Source organism: Adlercreutzia sp. CNCM I-6207 (assembly GCF_977072305.1).
Map to the genome: position 1 here is coordinate 1 of NZ_CDRVLZ010000028.1, position 15,452 is coordinate 15,452.

The 15,452-nt window shown below is 65.1% G+C and carries 13 protein-coding genes; 11 read left to right on the plus strand and 2 right to left on the minus strand.

Annotated elements, in window-relative coordinates:
* The 5 genes from ACW4QM_RS10945 to ACW4QM_RS10965 form a co-directional block, all read left to right on the plus strand.
* Nucleotides 1–217 (plus strand): hypothetical protein (locus ACW4QM_RS10945; RefSeq protein WP_455798452.1); only part of this gene is annotated, 217 nt, incomplete at its 5' end.
* 145 nt (nucleotides 218–362) lie between these two features.
* The gene (locus ACW4QM_RS10950; RefSeq protein WP_202427777.1) at nucleotides 363–1,055 is read left to right on the plus strand and encodes a DNA alkylation repair protein; all 693 of its coding nucleotides are present in this window, start codon (nucleotides 363–365) and stop codon (nucleotides 1,053–1,055) included.
* Between the two features lie 93 nt (nucleotides 1,056–1,148).
* The gene (locus tag ACW4QM_RS10955; RefSeq protein ID WP_237974308.1) at nucleotides 1,149–2,516 is read left to right on the plus strand and encodes a Y-family DNA polymerase; all 1,368 of its coding nucleotides are present in this window, start codon (nucleotides 1,149–1,151) and stop codon (nucleotides 2,514–2,516) included.
* Complete coding sequence (locus ACW4QM_RS10960) at nucleotides 2,509–2,958, plus strand: YolD-like family protein (protein ID WP_147319495.1); 450 nt, start codon at nucleotides 2,509–2,511, stop codon at nucleotides 2,956–2,958. The genes ACW4QM_RS10955 and ACW4QM_RS10960 overlap by 8 nt, the downstream gene beginning before the upstream one ends.
* Before the next feature lie 63 nt (nucleotides 2,959–3,021).
* Complete coding sequence (locus tag ACW4QM_RS10965; protein ID WP_161127176.1) at nucleotides 3,022–4,566, plus strand: DUF2130 domain-containing protein; 1,545 nt, start codon at nucleotides 3,022–3,024, stop codon at nucleotides 4,564–4,566.
* On the opposite strand, the gene ACW4QM_RS10970 is transcribed toward ACW4QM_RS10965, so the two are convergent.
* Nucleotides 4,563–4,811 carry a hypothetical protein gene (locus tag ACW4QM_RS10970; protein WP_161127177.1) on the minus strand — a complete coding sequence of 83 codons (249 nt, stop codon included), beginning with the start codon at nucleotides 4,809–4,811 and terminating at the stop codon, nucleotides 4,563–4,565. The genes ACW4QM_RS10965 and ACW4QM_RS10970 overlap by 4 nt on opposite strands.
* Before the next feature lie 191 nt (nucleotides 4,812–5,002).
* Between ACW4QM_RS10970 and ACW4QM_RS10975 the strand changes: the two genes are divergently transcribed.
* Together ACW4QM_RS10975 and ACW4QM_RS10980 are read left to right on the plus strand one after the other, a co-directional pair.
* Complete coding sequence (locus ACW4QM_RS10975; RefSeq protein ID WP_114549238.1) at nucleotides 5,003–5,329, plus strand: HIRAN domain-containing protein; 327 nt, start codon at nucleotides 5,003–5,005, stop codon at nucleotides 5,327–5,329.
* Nucleotides 5,322–6,338 (plus strand): tetratricopeptide repeat protein, encoded by a 1,017-nt coding sequence (locus ACW4QM_RS10980; protein WP_161127178.1) that lies wholly within the window; start codon nucleotides 5,322–5,324, stop codon nucleotides 6,336–6,338. Before ACW4QM_RS10975 ends, ACW4QM_RS10980 begins: the two co-directional genes overlap by 8 nt.
* Before the next feature lie 144 nt (nucleotides 6,339–6,482).
* Here the strand turns inward: ACW4QM_RS10980 and ACW4QM_RS10985 are convergent, their stop codons facing one another.
* Nucleotides 6,483–6,803 (minus strand): hypothetical protein, encoded by a 321-nt coding sequence (locus tag ACW4QM_RS10985; RefSeq protein WP_022739773.1) that lies wholly within the window; start codon nucleotides 6,801–6,803, stop codon nucleotides 6,483–6,485.
* 270 nt (nucleotides 6,804–7,073) lie between these two features.
* Here ACW4QM_RS10985 and ACW4QM_RS10990 point away from each other — a divergent pair, with 270 nt between their 5' ends.
* The 4 genes from ACW4QM_RS10990 to ACW4QM_RS11005 all read left to right on the plus strand — a co-directional run bounded on the left by ACW4QM_RS10990 (nucleotide 7,074) and on the right by ACW4QM_RS11005 (nucleotide 15,363).
* Nucleotides 7,074–9,776: a PD-(D/E)XK nuclease family protein gene (locus ACW4QM_RS10990; protein ID WP_455798453.1), complete on the plus strand. Its 2,703-nt coding sequence runs from the start codon at nucleotides 7,074–7,076 to the stop codon at nucleotides 9,774–9,776.
* Entirely contained in the window at nucleotides 9,773–13,546 is a 3,774-nt protein-coding gene (locus tag ACW4QM_RS10995) for a UvrD-helicase domain-containing protein (RefSeq protein ID WP_455798454.1), read from the plus strand. Before ACW4QM_RS10990 ends, ACW4QM_RS10995 begins: the two co-directional genes overlap by 4 nt.
* On the plus strand, nucleotides 13,543–13,848 hold the full coding sequence (locus ACW4QM_RS11000; protein ID WP_455798455.1) for a hypothetical protein: 306 nt from the start codon (nucleotides 13,543–13,545) through the stop codon (nucleotides 13,846–13,848). Before ACW4QM_RS10995 ends, ACW4QM_RS11000 begins: the two co-directional genes overlap by 4 nt.
* Before the next feature lie 237 nt (nucleotides 13,849–14,085).
* Complete coding sequence (locus ACW4QM_RS11005; RefSeq protein WP_455798456.1) at nucleotides 14,086–15,363, plus strand: FAD-dependent oxidoreductase; 1,278 nt, start codon at nucleotides 14,086–14,088, stop codon at nucleotides 15,361–15,363.
* Nucleotides 15,364–15,452 lie beyond the last annotated feature (89 nt).

Sequence of the window (15,452 nt, forward strand, 5' to 3'; positions counted from 1 at the left end):
CCGCCGCGACGGCCTCCACGGCGAGCTCCCTGGTCTCCAACGGGTACATGCGGACTCCAATCCGGACACCGGAGTGTCCAACTTTTTGTCCGCACCCCCTCGCCTATTTGGAAAACATGCTTTTTTGAAAGCGGGAAATCGCGAATATGCTGAATCTGACCAAAAAAGCACGATTTCCAAAATAGAGGATGGCTCGGCGATGATCGATGAGTGGTAAGATCCTCGTTGCTGTGCCCGCGCTTCAACACAGGGAATAGGTGGCCGAGCAGGCAATGATGGCTGACGGTCTTTCTCTTCTGCCGTTGGGGGTATCCAGCTGGTTTGCGACGAGGCCGGGCGAAAAGGCGGAGAAAGGGGGAGCGGTGGCGATTCGGGAAGATGTCGGGGCGTTTCTTGTCTCCCATGCGGATGAGGGGTACCGGGCGTTCCAGGCGAAGCTCATCCCGAACATCGACGCGGCCACCATCGTGGGCGTGCGCACGCCCGAGCTGCGGAAGTTCGCGAAAGGGCTCGCCCGGCGGGAAGATGCGGGGGAGTTTCTGGCGGCGCTGCCGCACGGCACCTTCGAGGAGAATCAGCTGCACTCGTTCGTCATCGCCCAGGAGCGCGACTTCGATAAGCTCGTCGGCGAGATCGAGCGCTTCCTCCCCTTCGTCGACAACTGGGCCACCTGCGACCAGCTGTCCTGTCGTGGGTTCGCCGCGAACCCGGATGCCGCCCTGGCTAAGGCGCGATCGTGGCTGGAAAGTGACCACGAGTACACGGTGCGCTTCGCCATTGGCGTGCTCATGGAGCTGTTCCTCGACGAGCGGTTCCGGCCGGAGTTCTTCGCGTGGGTCATCGGCGTCTCGCGCCCGGAGTACTACGTGAACATGATGCGCGCCTGGTACTTCGCCGAGGCGCTGGCGAAGCAGCCGGCCGCTGCCGAGGCGGTCATCGCCTCCGGCGCCCTTGACGAGTGGACCCACAACAAGGCCATCCAGAAGGCCGTGGAGAGCCGCCGCATCCCCGCCGAGCAAAAGGACCGCCTGCGCGCCATGAAGCGACGACCGTGAGCGGGACGTGCGGCGGAAGCATCTTCGTTCTGGTTGGGCAATTACGGCGATTCAGTATGACGCGAACGAACGTTCCATGTTATACTGGGCGGCATGGAACGTGAGCGCACATATGTCTGTATCGATCTGAAGAGCTTCTACGCCTCGGTGGAGTGCGTGCGCCGGGGGCTGGATCCCATGACGACGCGGCTGGTGGTGGCCGATCCGACGCGCTCGGAGATGACCATCTGTTTGGCGGTGAGCCCGGCCATGAAGGCGGCGGGGGTGAAAAACCGCTGCCGGCTCTACGAGATTCCCGAGGGGATCGACTACATCACGGCCCAGCCGCGCATGACGAGCTACATGGAGGTGTCGGCGGAGATCTACGGCACCTACCTGCGCTATGTGTCCCAGGAGGACATCCATCCTTATTCCATCGACGAGTGCTTCATCGACGCCACGCCCTATCTGGAGCTGTACGACCTGACGGCCCGCGAGTTCGCCGACACCCTGCGCTCGGCAGTGCTCGCGGAGACGGGCATCCCGGCCACCGTGGGCATCGGCCCCAACTTGTTCCTCGCGAAGGTGGCGCTCGACATCTCGGCCAAGCACGCGCCGGACGGGGTGGGTGAGCTCGATGCGCGCTCCTTTCGCGAGAGCATCTGGCGGCATCGGCCCATCACCGACATTTGGAACATCGGGCCGGGCATTGCTCGGCGGCTCGCGAAGTACCGGGTGTTCGATTTGAAGGGCGTGACCGAGATGGATCCGGACGTGCTCTACGGCGAGTTCGGGGTGAACGCCGAGTACCTCATCGATCATGCCTGGGGCGTGGAGCCCTGCACCATCGCCGAGATCAAGGCCTACGAGCCGGAGAGCTCCTCCACGATGAACGGGCAGATCCTGCCCTGCGGCTACAACTTCGACGACACCCTCATGGTGCTGCGCGAGATGGTGGACGACTCTGTGCTCGATCTGGTAGAGAAGCACCTGGTGACCGATCACATCTCGCTGCACGTGAGCTACGGGAGGGGCGGGGATGGGGACGAGGCGGCGGAAGGTGCCGGGGGGGACGCCGCAAAGGGCCCCGAGAAGGCGGGGGAGCTCTTCGACGGCGGCCATGGTACCCGGCGTGTCGGCGGCACGCGTCCGCATGGGGGCGGCTCCCGTAAGATTCCCGAGCGCACGAACTCCTTCGCGAAGCTCTACGGATACTTGGAGGCGCTCTTCCGGGAGACGGTGGATCCGGCCCGCACCATGCGCAAGATCAGCATCGGTTTTGGCAACCTGGTGGACGCCGATCTGGCCACGGTGGACCTGTTCACCGATGTTGCGGCCGCCGATCGCGAGCGGCGCCGCGCCGAGGCCGTGCTCGCCGTGAAGGGGAAGTTCGGGAAGAACGCCCTCATCAAGGGCACGAGCCTGAAGGAACACGCGCTTGGTCGCGAGCGGAACACCATGGTGGGAGGGCACCATGGCTAGGGAAGTGGATGTGCTCGCGGGACTTAGGTGGGAGGAGGTCGGCGACGCGGGCCCGTGCGGTGCGCAGACCGCTGCCGGGGCCGAGGCGCCCTTGGATCCGCCGGTGCCTCCGGGCATCGGACGGCCGCATCCCGATCGCGCCCGCCAGTTCATGCCCTTCGCGGCGCTGCGCGGCTACTACGATCTCGTCCACGCAAAGGAGGCGGTTCCCGAATCGCGCCGGCCGCTTTCCGACGACGAGGCCCGGGCACTGGATGATCTCATCGCGAACCTCGACCGCGGGGACGTGGTGCGCTGCCGCTACTACGAGGGCGGCGGCTATCGCGAGGCCGAAGGGGCCGTGAGCCAGATCGATGTCACCTTCCGCGATCTGTGGATCGTGCGTCGGCGCATCCCCTTTTCGGCCATCCAGTCTCTGGAATTGCTGTACCCGGCCAGCTGAGCTTCGAGCCGCCGCGTTGGCGACGGTGTATGATTTCCTCGAGCAACAGGAAGGAACCGTTTCATGAGCAACGAGATCAAGTGCCCCCATTGCGGCGAGGCGTTCACCGTGGACGAGAGCGGGTACGCCGCCATTTTGAACCAAGTGCGCGACCAGGAGTTCCAGCGCGAGGTGGATGCCCGCGTGTCTCTGGCCGAGAAAAGCCGCGAGCAGGAGGTGGCGCTGGCGGTCACCAAGGCCGAGGAGGCTCTGCGCGCCCAGATCGCCGAGCGCGACGGCCAGATTGCCGCGCAGGCCGAGCGCTTCAAGGCCCAGGCCAAGGATTTTCAACTGGCTGCCCAGAACGAGAAATCGGAACTGGAGAAGCAGGTGGAGAGCTTGCGAGCGCAGCTGTCCTCCAAGGACGGAGAGGCTGAGGTTGCGCGCAAGCTGGCCGTGAGCGATGCGGTGGCCGCCGAGACCGAGCGGCTGCGCGCGGTGGAGCGCGAGCGGGACGAGCTGGCCCAGAAGCTGGAGAGTGAGCGCGCGCAGGCTTCCATGAGCACGCAGATCGCGGTGCAGAGGGCCGAGGCCGCAGCCAAGGACGCCCAGGTGGCCGTCGAGCGCGAGCGGGACGATTTGCGCGGCAAAGTGGAGCGGGCGCGCGACGAGCTGGAGGCGCAGAAGACCCGCGCCGAGGCCGAGCTGGCCCGGGCTCGGGCCGAGGCCCAGGCCCAGCTGGCCGAGAAGCTTCGGGCGAAGGACGAGCTCATCGCCGACCGCGAGCGGGAGATCGAGCGCATCCAGGACATGAGGGCGCGCCTTTCCACGAAGATGCTCGGCGAGTCGCTGGAACAGCACTGCGAGATCGAGTTCAACCGCCTGCGCCCTACGGCCTTCCCGCGCGCCTACTTCGAGAAGGACAACGAGGTGGTGGAGGGCACCAAGGGCGACTTCGTCTTCCGCGACTTCGACGAGGAGGGCAACGAGATCGTCTCCATCATGTTTGAGATGAAGAACGAGGCCGACGACTCCACCCATCGAAAGACCAACGAGTCGCACTTCAAGAAGCTGGACGCCGATCGCCGCAAGAAGGGCTGCGAGTACGCCGTGCTCGTGTCGCTGCTCGAGCCGGACAACGAGCTGTACGCCGCCGGCATCACGGACGTGTCCTATCGCTTCGAGAAGATGTACGTCATCCGCCCGCAGTTCTTCATCCCGCTCATCACACTTTTGCGCAACGCGGCGCTCTCATCCATGGATGCCCGCCGCGAGTTGGCGCTCGTGCGCCAGCAGAACATCGACGTCACGAACTTCGAGGACTCACTGGCCGATTTCAAGGAGAAGTTCGGGCGCAACTACCGCATCGCCTCCGACAAGTTCCGCAAGGCCATCGAGGAGATCGATAAATCCATCGATCACCTGCAGAAGATCAAGGACAACCTCCTCGGCAGCGAGAACCAGCTGCGGTTGGCCAACGAGAAGGCGGAGGATCTAACCGTGAAGCGCCTGACGCGGAAGAATCCCACCATGAAGGCCCTGCTGGACGAGGCCCGGGCCTCCAAGGAAGGTGCTGGGGCAGATGGCGGGGCGGCGGAGGTGGCCGACGCCGAGGTCATCGACGACTAAGCCTTCTTCTCCCGCAGTTTGAGGGCGGCGGCGAGGCGGCGGCCCTTGCCGCACTTCGGTTTGGAGAGCGGGCAGCGCTTCTTGCAGCAGGTGCAGTGGGAGAGCGCAAGCGACGCCTTCGCCTTGGCGCAGCCCTTGCAGCCTGCGGCGCCCTTCTCGCCTTTGCAACCGGTGTGCTTCTTCTTGCGGGCGAGTTTATCGGCCTTCTTGTCGGCGGCGGCCTTCTTCGATTTCTTGTTTTTCATGTCATTCCTCGTCTTTCGGGGAAGCGGATTTCGTGTTAGCGGACTCTAACATAATCGTGCAGCTGCGACAACCATGATCGATCTGCTCAGCAAGGGCGATCTTCGGTGGCTCGCTGTACCGAATAAGGGACACTTGATCGTAAGCGGTTCTTTATCATGATCGATCATAAGGTTATCGGTCAGGAGGAGCCATGGCAAATGCACCAAAATCGATTCGCGTCGTGGAAAACACTACCGTGGCGGGAACGCGCCACGTGCCCGCGATGGCGGCCATTGCGGAAGGCTACGGAAAGGGGGATCGGCTCTCCCTCGTGCGGGACGCGGCCAACCCCCACGACGGCTGGGCCGTGGAGGTGCGCGACGGCGCCGACCGCCGGATTGGCTACGTCTCCTGCGAGTGCAACGAGTTCGTCGCTCGGCTCATCGACGGCGGCAAGTCCGTGGAGGGGCGGCTCACGGACAAGGAGCAGATCGGCTCGTGGACGCGGCTCGTGATGGAGGTGGTGCTCAATGACTAGCGCCGTTGCGGCCGTGGCCGACCCTTCCGTCGCCTGCGCCTTGGCCCTTCCTGCTGAGGATGTCGCCTCCTCGGTTGCCGCTCCAGCCCGTGCGCGGGAAGTGGGCTGGGCCCAGCGGGCCGCCAACGTGCTCTTTGGCGCGCCCAGTGCGCGGCGGGCCTGCGGCGGCGCGGAGACGAGCTTCACGCCGAAAGTGCTGCGCAACGAGAAGTGGCGGCGTCGGCGTGAGACGGGCTCGGTGTTCGCCGCGGATCGCAAGGGAGGCGCCGGCGAGGGCGGTCTGCCCCGCATCTGGGTGAGCGAGCCGGCGCCCGACGGGAAAGGGCGCACGTTCGTCGCCTCCTATCCCTGCGGCGCCGACCGTGGCGGCTGGCGCGCCCTGGAGCTGGCGGAGGTCTATTTCAGCGAGGCTCTGGGCCTGCCGGGCGAGGAGCATCGGCGCCGCCGCGTCGACTGCTACCGCGCGGCCGAGATGCTCCTTCTGCATGCGGCGGCCCGGGGCAATATCGGCGCCCACTGCCGTCTCGGCGTCATCTACGAGGGCGATCTGTGCGAGGGGGCGTACTGGGACGGCCTGGCCGATCGCCAGGCGCTCCACAAGGCGGACACCCCCTGCGACGAGCGCGCCTACCTGCACTTCTCCTTCGGCGCCTATCATGGTCACGGTGAGTGCTGCTGGCGTTTGGGCGATCTGGTGGCCGCGGGTCGGGGATGCGCTTCCTCGGCGGCTCGGGCTTTCTCGCTGTACCGGCGAGCCTTCGATTTGGAGAGCGGGCGCATCGACGAGGACCGTGCGAGTACGGGCAACGCCGCGCTGCGCCTCGCCCGCGCCTTCGAGCTGGGACGCGGCTGCGAGCAGGACTTCCGCCGGGCGCGCACCTGGTACCGGCTGGCCGCCATTGGCCTCGGCGCCGCCTTCGATGCTGGCCAGTGGCACTTCAAGCGCGAGCGCATCGAGGCCCGCCGCGGGGTGGCCCGCATGGCCCAGGAGATCGCGGGCACTTACTAAGGGCAACGCGGCCGCAGACGGCGAGAGCCGCCCGTTAAGGCGGCTCTCGAAGATAGCGGCTGGATTGGATTGACCGGCTGGCATTCGACGCTCGTCTTCTGGGCGAGGGCGAAGCGGGGCGCGTGGCCGGAGGTGCTGCGGAGCCTACTGGCCGAGCGGGTGGGCGAAGGCCTCGGGCAGCTGGCCGGCGAGCACCTCGTACTCGGCGATGTTGCGTCGCATGAAGTCGTTGAAGTCGTCGTAGTGATCGCGCAGGGCCCGGGCGAACTTCTCCACGGGCCAGATCTCCGGGGCGTCTTCCAGGCCGCCGTCGCCGTCCACGGTGTGCTCCCACTCGATGATCTCGGCCTTGGCGACCTTGAGGTCGTGGGGCAGCCGATCCTCGCGCTCGAACTTCTCCAAGTCGGGCATCATGTGCTTCTGAATCTCGATGAGCTTGGTAACCAGTTCCTGATAGGTCATCATGCGCCTCCTGTAATCTGCGGTTCGGGAAAGCGGGTCGGCCTGGGCGGGGGAGCGCCCGGTGCCGACTCGTTCTTTCGCTATGGTAGGCCTGGCCGCGCCGATGCAAGACCAGGTCGGCGACGGGTCACCGCACGGGCGGCAATCCGTTGCCAAATGCTCACGGGAGCTGCCGACGGAAGAGGCGTTCTGGCTGTGGAGGGACATAAAGAGGACACCGAAGCGCCCCGGTCGCGCTAGAATGGTCGGAACTGATTTTTGAGGAGGACCGCCGTGCCGACAACCGTTCCCGTAGAGCTCTACCGCACCATCGAGCGCGCCAATGCTGCCGCCAAGGCCGCTGCAACCGCGACGGCTCCCGGTGCCGCTTTCGGCGTGCGTCGCCTTACGGCCGCGGGATTGGTGGAGGAGCTGTGGGAGCTGTGGGGCGACGGGCGCGTTCTCGTTTCTGCTGAGGAGCGCTCCCTTCTTGCGGCCCGGACGGCTTCGACTTGCGATGCCGCCGCTGCCTCCGGAGCGCCATCGGTGCTGGCGGCTTTTGCCGCCGAGCACGCGGCCGCTCTCGCCGACGAGGGAGCTGTTCCCGTTGCGGAGTTGACCTCTCTGCAGCGCGGGCTCGTCGCGTGTTTGCGCTCCTACTACGATGAGCTGGCCGCGCGGAATCTGATCGAGGCGGATGAGGCGGCCGATCTCCTTGCCTCGATGGTCGAGGATGGGCGGCTTCCCGCCATGGGCGTGACTGTTTGCGATTGCCTGGACGTCTCGGGAGGGCTTCGGCACCTTCTGACGGCTTTGGGCGCTTCCGCGGAAGGCGATGAGGCTCTTGCCGCGGTTTCCTGTCTTCCGGAAGACGTGGAGCTGGGCGTGCTGATCGCCGCAGGAGCGGCGGCGATGCCCGGGCTTCTGCTCGACGAGATAGGGCGCGTCGGTCGTGCGGGCGCAAGAAGCGTTCTGGTGGTGGGCGCCGACCCTGCAGAGCTGTTCGGCGTGTTGGGAGCGCCTTTGTGCACCAGCGGTTGGGCGGTGACGCTTCGGTGCACCGCGCCCTGGAGGGCCACCGCCTTCGGGCGCGCTTGGGAATGCGCGCGGCGGCTGGAGGAGGGGAGCCCCCACTGGCTCGAGGCAGCCACTGATTTCGCCTACAACCCCTTTTCGGGCATCGCCGAGCGAAAGGCGCGGGATCTCAACGGGCGTCTGCGCAAAGACCGCCTGCTGACTGCCACCGATGCCGCCGAGATCCTCGCGGGGGAGAGCGACTCGTTTTCCGCTCTGGCCCTCGCCGTGCGCGCCGTGGCTTGCGGCGAAAGCGTTCCTCCTCGTATTCTCGACACCCTTTCTAGCGCCGTCGGTGCTTCCTCGTCGGACGCGCTGGAGCGTGCCGTCGAGCGCGCCGCCTTCGACAAGCTCTGCGGTCTGCTTGCCCTGGCGGAGGGGCTGGGCGTGTCGACCTGCGCGCTGACGCCGCTGCTTGCCGATGCCACGCTGAGCGTCGAGGGCTCCTCCGGGACGGACGGCCCCCTCTGCGAAATCGCCGGTGCGGCCGTACTGGACTCGCTCGTGCCGAAAAGCTGGGATGTGGTGATCCTGGCGGACGTCAGCGCGCGCACCTTCGGCATCTCCGAGAGCCTATCGGCTTTGGACGGCCTCGCCGAGACGCTCGGACTTCCCCGAGAGCCTTCGGCGCTCTGGCGCCAGCGCTCGCGGTTCGCGGCGGCACAGCGCGCCGCCCGTCGGCGATTTGTCCTGGGCGTGAGCCGGCGCGACGAGCGGGAAAACGAGCTGTTCCCCTCCTTTCTGCTGGAAGAGTTCGCGAGCGCCCAGGCCCGGGCCGGCGCCGACCGGGCCTTGGCGGCCGGCGATGAGGAGCTGGCCTTGCGTTGGGGCCGCCCTGACCCTGCGCGCTTCGGACTCCCCGAGCCCTTGGCCGCCAGCGCCCGATGCGCCGGCGAAGGCGACTTGCCGCAAGCGCTTGGCGCCGCCTTCGCCCCGGTGACGGGATGCGAGGAGCTTCTCCGCCCGTCGCGGGGCAGCCTGCGGTCGCTTCCGCTTCTTCGCTACCTTCAGCGCACGCCCGAGGGTCTGCCCGTGCTCTCTCCCTCGGCGATCGAGCAGTACCTCCACTGCCCCTATCGGTGGTTCGTGCAGTCGTGCATTCGACCCGAGGCTCCCGACGAGAGGTTCGGGCCGCGGGAGCTGGGCAATTTCGCCCATGAAGCCTTTGCCCGCTTCTACGACAGGCTCGCCGAGGAGGGCGTGCGACGCGTGGACGCGGAGAACATCGAGGCCATGGTGCCCCGGTTCGAGGCGCTCGTGGACGAGCTTGTCCGCGAGCAGCCCGAGCGCCGAGGGGGCTCTCGCCTTGCGGCGACGACGCGCGAGGAGCGGCAGCGGGTGGCGCAGCTCAAGCGCCAACTGGTTCACAGCCTGCGCCTGCAGGCCCAGATGCCCCCGGGCTACGAAGTGGTCTTCTGCGAGCATCCCATCGAGGTCGCCGACGGCGTGGACTTTGCCGGCGTCCGGCTGCGGGGGCGCGTCGACCGCGTCGATGCCGACGCAGAGCGGGGACGTTTCGTGGTGATCGACTACAAGGGATCGTCCAAGGATTACGCATCCGGCCTGAAGGAGGGCGACGAGCCGTCCGTGCCGCATCACGTGCAGGGGCTCATCTACGCCCAGGCGCTTTTGCGCACCGACCTCGGCCTCGCCTGCGCCGGGGCGCTGTACTTGGGCTACCGGGCGCAGAGCCCCAAGGAGCTGTTGGCGGGGGCCTACGACGGTGCGGCTTTCGACCCTGCGGGCCTGTCTTCCAGAAGCTCGGCGGTGGCCATGAACTTCTCCGCCTATCTGGATGCCATCGAGGCCTTGGTGGCCGATCGATTGGCGGCGCTTTCCGAGGGGGCCATCCCCGTGAGCCCGTCCGCGCCGAAAGCTTGTGAATTCTGTCCCGCCTACGATTGCCCCGGGAGGCTCGCGTGAATCTCGATACCTGCAAAGAGGGCCAGCGCCTTACCATCACCACCTTCGACCGCCCCCTCATGGTCGCCGCCGGCGCCGGCTCGGGAAAGACCTTCACCCTGACGAGGCGCATCGCCTACGGGCTGCTCGCCGGCGAGGAGGCGCCCGGCGGTCTGCAATCCATCGACGAGGTGCTCGCCATTACCTTCACCGTGAAGGCCGCCGCGGAGCTGCGCGACCGCATCCGCGCTCTTCTGCGCGAGGAGGGGCTTGCGGAGGAATCGCTGAAGGTGGATGATGCCTGGGTGTGCACCATCGGCTCTATGGCCGCGCGCATCCTGCGCGAGAACGCCTTCGAGGTAGGCATCGATCCGAAGTTCGAGGTGATCGACGAGGCGGAGGCGAGCTACCTTCGGGCCGAAGCCACCGAGCAGGTGCTCGCCCATCTCGAAACGGGGGCCGACCCGCTTCTTCGCGCGGTCATCGACGAGTTCGGACTGAGGGGGCAGGGGCCCTTCGACAAGAGGCTCTTGGAGTATTCCCAGGAGGTGGTGGCCCGGGTACGGGCGATGCCCGAGGGGTTCGAGGGCCTGCGCCTGTCCGTGCCGACCGCCACGCCTGCGCGCCTTGTGCGACAGGCTCTGGAGGCTGCCATGGAGATTCAGGAGGTGGTGAAGGTCTGGGGAAAGACGAATGCCACCGACGAGACGTTCGCCTCCGATCTAGAGACCGGCATCGACCGGGCCGAGCAGTGGCTCGCTGCCGATACGGGCGAGGGATTCTTGGATGCGCGGTTCGAGGCGGGGCCTTTTCTCGAGGCGCTTCTGGCGTTTCCCCCTTCTTCGGACAAGTACCGCGCCAAAAAGCCGGACGCCGATGCTTTCGCTGCCTGGCGAGGTGCCTACGCGAGCGTGTTCTCCGAGGCGCAAGCGGCCTTGGGGGCGCGGGTGAGCGTTGCCGCCGTGTCGCTCGCGCGCCTTCTGGAGGACGCCTACGCCCGAGCGAAGGGGAACGACCGACTCGATCAGGGCGATTTGCTGCGCCGGTGCTTGGACGCGTTTTCCGCCCACCCGGAGCTGTCCGAGCGCTACCGCGAGCGGTTCAAGGTCATCATGGTCGACGAGTTCCAGGATACCGACAAGCTGCAGGTCGCCGTTATCGCCGCCCTGGCGCAGCCGGGCTTCGCCAACGTGTGCACGGTGGGCGACGCGCAGCAGAGCATCTACCGGTTCCGCGGCGCCGATGTGAACGTGTTCTTCGAGTACCGCGACCGGCTGCGATCCCTCTCGCCCGAGGCGGAGTTCCCCCAGCTGCCCCACAACTTCCGCAGCCACGGCGACGTCTTGTCGTTGGTGGATGCCGTCTTCGGCCAGCCCCAGGTCTTCGGCGACGAGTTCTTGCATCTGGAGGCCGCCGGCGCGGTGAACACGGCCGCCGATCCGGTGTTCGAGGGGGACGGCCCGGCACGTATCGCCGTGAGCGTCTTCCAGAACGACGGCAGTCGCGCCACCGTGTCTTCCGAGGAGCTGTCGGCCCGGTGCGCCCGCGAGGTGGCCGAGCGCTTCGCGCAGCTGAGGGAGGCCGGCGCGCGCCCCGGGGAGATGGCCCTGCTGCTGGGAACGATGACCCGCGCCTCCGTCTACCAGGAGGCGCTGCGCGATGCGGGCTTCGAGAGCATCGTGACGGGCGGATCGGGGTTCGGCCAGAGCGCAGAGGCCCAACTTGTGGCTACGCTGCTGCGCGTGGCAGTGAACCGCGACGACTCCGAGGCACTTTACCAGGCGCTCGCCTCCGATCTGTTCGCGCTTTCCGACGATGCTCTTCTCGCGCTCGCCACAACGGACGCCTGGGCGTCGGAAAGCGACGGCGAAGGCGAAGGCGACGATGGCCGTGCTCGCCCCCGTCAGCCTATCTCTCGCGGCTTCTTCGGACGAGAGGAAGGTGATGGGTTTCCCCTCGGGGAGAACGATCGCGCCGCTTTGGCGCTGGCGCGCCGCTGCCTGCGCGATTTCGCGCGCCGCGCGGTTCGCGAAGAGCCGGCGTTGGCGCTGCGGCGCCTTTTCGTGGACAGCGGACTAGCGGATCGGCTTCAGCTTGAGGGGGCCGACGGCATGGCGCGCGCGGGCAACTTCAACAAAGCGTGCGTGGTCGTTGAGGAGCTCGCGCGGGAGAGCTGCGGTATCGCCGATGTGGCCCGCCAATTCGCCGACTACCTTTCCCTGGCTAAGGAGGCGCCGGGCGCGCTGGCGTGCCTCGATGCCGATTTCGTGCGCATCATGACGGTTCATACCTCCAAGGGGCTGGAGTTTCCCCATGTGGCCGTGGCCGAACTGAAGGACGGCTATCCCGGAAGTCGCGCCCCCTCGTTCTTTGTCGAGAACATCGGCGAGGGGACCTACGTGGCTGCAACGTGGATGCCCCATGGTCCTTGGGACAAGACCGCCTCCAAATTGAAAGGATGGGCGCGGGCTCAGGAGGCAGAGGATCTTGACGTTTCCCTGGACGGCCCCGCCGAGGCCGAGCGCGCCTTCGGAGCTCTTTCCGCAGCTCAATTCGGCGCGGCGCTGGCCGCGTATTCCGCCGCCCAGGAGCGCGAGGAGGCGCGGCGCCTCATGTACGTGGCCCTCACGCGCGCGAGCCGATCTCTTCTTCTGGCTATGAGGGTGAGCGCGAAGATAGAGGACGGTTACGAGAGCACCTGGGTGACCGGCGACGTCTTTAACGCCCTTGGCTGGGCCATGGACGACGGCGCGAGCGTCGCAATGATGGATTTCGGCGGCCGTGCGCCTGCCCGGGTGGCGAGCGAGCGGGTTCTCGCCGAGGTTGGGGAAGAGACGGGCGGGGAGCCTCTTGCGGCCTCGGCGCCCACAGGGGAGGAGCGGCTCGACGAGGAGCTTGGCGCGGCTCCGCCCCTTAGTGAGGATGCCCCTGCCGTCTTCGCGGTTGTCCGGCGAGCGCATGGCGAAGACCCGGCGCTCGCGCCGCACAATTTCGCGCGGGAGGGGCTGTACTCCTACACGTCGCTTTCGGGCGCGCATCCCCATAGCGACGAGCCGGCTATTGAGGCTGACGAGGGCATCGTTCTGTTGCATGAGGGCCGCAGCGCACTCGGTTCGGGGGCTTCGAATGAGAGCGATGAGAGCGAATCTTCGTTCGCTGACGATGCTTCAGAGTCTCGTGAATCTGACGGTTCCCCTGCGTGCGTCTTTGGGGCGCAGGAGTCCGCCACGGCCCTGGGCACGGCGTTTCATCGTTTGGCCCAACAGGCCATCGAGCGCAGCGAGCGGGGATCGCTCTTCGCTCCCAGCGAGGAAGCCATCCGGGCGCAGATTCAGAAGGAGGGCCTGTCGGAGGAGCAGCAGGCGCGCTTGCGCGCGGCGCTCGTTCGCTGGCTCGGCAGCGACGAGGCCGCCCGTTTTGCCGCTTTCGAGAACCGACGCGCCGAAGTGCCCTTCACCGTGGCGATAGGGAACTTCTTCCTTGAAGGCGAGATCGACGGCCTCGCCGACAACGGGGACGGAGCCGCCTTCCTCATCGACTACAAGACCGGCGGCCGTAACGACGAGGCGCCCGAGCAGCTCGACGGAAAGCACCGCCTCCAGGCGAGCTGCTACGCCTATGCGCTCATGCGCGCGGGCTACGAGTCGGTGGAGGCCCACTTCCTGCGCATCGAGCACTCCAGCGCCGACAACCCGTGCGATCCGCAGATCGTTCCGTACCATTTCGAGAAAACCGACCTGTCCGCCCTGGAAGCGCTTATAATCGACAAGCAGAAGGAGGCGACGTTATGAGCCGTGAACATACTGGAACCAACCGAGAGCGCAGCGAGTACTACGGGGCGCTGCAGGATATCGTGGATGCCCTGTTCGCGCAGTACGGCGACCTGGATCCCACCATCGCCGAGGCCATCGGTGCCAAAGTGCGCCGCCTCGACGTGGTGGTAGCGGCCGAGGCGGCCGACTTGCCTGACGAGCTTCTGCGCATCGTCACGCTGCTCCCGCCCGGTGACTACACGCGCCAGCGCCTGTGCACCCAGCTGAACAGCGCCATCGCCGGCCACGCCTGGGGCCAGGTATACGGCACAGTGGAATAATAAGTCTAATGAGGTGTCTTCGCGGGGGTGGAGTGTTGCGTCGCGAGGGCTTGTATGCGAAGTCTCGTCGCAAGAGCCGATAGCTTTAATGCATCGAAAAGCATATATGATCAGCACTGATATAAAACTTCAATTGTCACGATAGAACAATCAAGCTTCCATTTCGGATCAATGCAGTGTCATGATGCTCGTGCCGAAGGATTAATCTTCGGTCAAGAAACGAGTATTGGAGAGACTATGCAAAACGTAGGATTTGAAATGGATGGAGCCTTTTCGCGGCGAAATTTTCTCAAAGGGGCAGCAGCGGGATTGGCTGTAGGGTCAGCAGCGGTTATTGCTGGCTGTGCTCCCCGAACGCTCTCGAGTGGCGAAGATGAACCGTTGGCTAATACCGCATCGTCAAATGATCTTTCGTCGCTCGGCGAGATGAAGCCCATTGATTCTTTTGACTTTGTGGATACGATCGACACCGAGGTGCTGGTGGTTGGTGCTGGAAACGCGGGCGCTAGTGCTTTTCTTGCGGCAGTCGAAAGTGGGGTGGATACACTTCTGATCGAGCAGGGAACTGACGAGACGCGAAACATGGCAAAGAATAACCTGATGGGTTTTCGAACCCGTGCATGTGAACGTGATGGCGTGAATGTTGACCAAGGTGCGGTGATCAAAGAGCTCGCCCGTTATGCCTCTGGGCGATGCGATCAAGAGCTCATGAAAGTTTGGGCCGATAACAGCGCAGAAGCTATTAATCGAATTGAAGAAGTGCTGGAAAAGAGAAACTGCAAATTCGTTATTGAGAAGGAAGAGACTGAGGGCCTGTTCATCAAGGAGTACTTGACAAGCCATATGGCCGTCAGTAACGACGAGAGCATGAATAAAATCGACCATACTGGTTTCACTATCGAGGATGCCGTAGAACTGGGCGGAACGTATCGCACCGAGACTAAGCTGGTGCAATTGATAAAGGAGGAAGACCGCATAGCGGGCGTGGTTGCCGAAACCCCCGATGGCTATGTGCGCATTAACGCTTCTAATGGAGTTATTTTGTGCACAGGCGGATATTCGACCAATATCGAGATGATGAAAATCAAGAATCCTCTTGCGCTTTCGACGACGGCGCGAATTGATCCCGTCAACACTAACGGTGCAGGAATCTTGTCCGCCTTGTGGGTTGGTGCGGCGATGGACGAGGTTCCTACAGTGATGGTATTCGATCGTGGGGCTCTTCTTCCTGATGAGTTGCCTGGAACCGAGCCTTTCGATCGCTCATGGTGGTGGCCGGGCAGTCAGCCGTTCTTGCGCGTGAATCACAACGGGGAACGATTTGCCCCGGAATCGAATCCTTATGATTTTGTCGTTCATGCCGCCAGTTTGCAGCCAAAGAAGTGCTGGATTCAGGTTTGGGATTCTAGCTTCTGGGACAACGTAGCTAAGTTTCAGACAGTGGGATGCTCGCGTCTCATCCAGAAAGAGGGCGCGAAGGCTCCGGTGATCTGGCCGCGTTCGGTTATTGAGTAGTAACCTCTCGCGGTACCATCGATCACCTGGCTTGGTACCGGCGATCAGCAAAAGGCGGTACCGCGAGTAGGCTGTCTCGGTACCGCTAA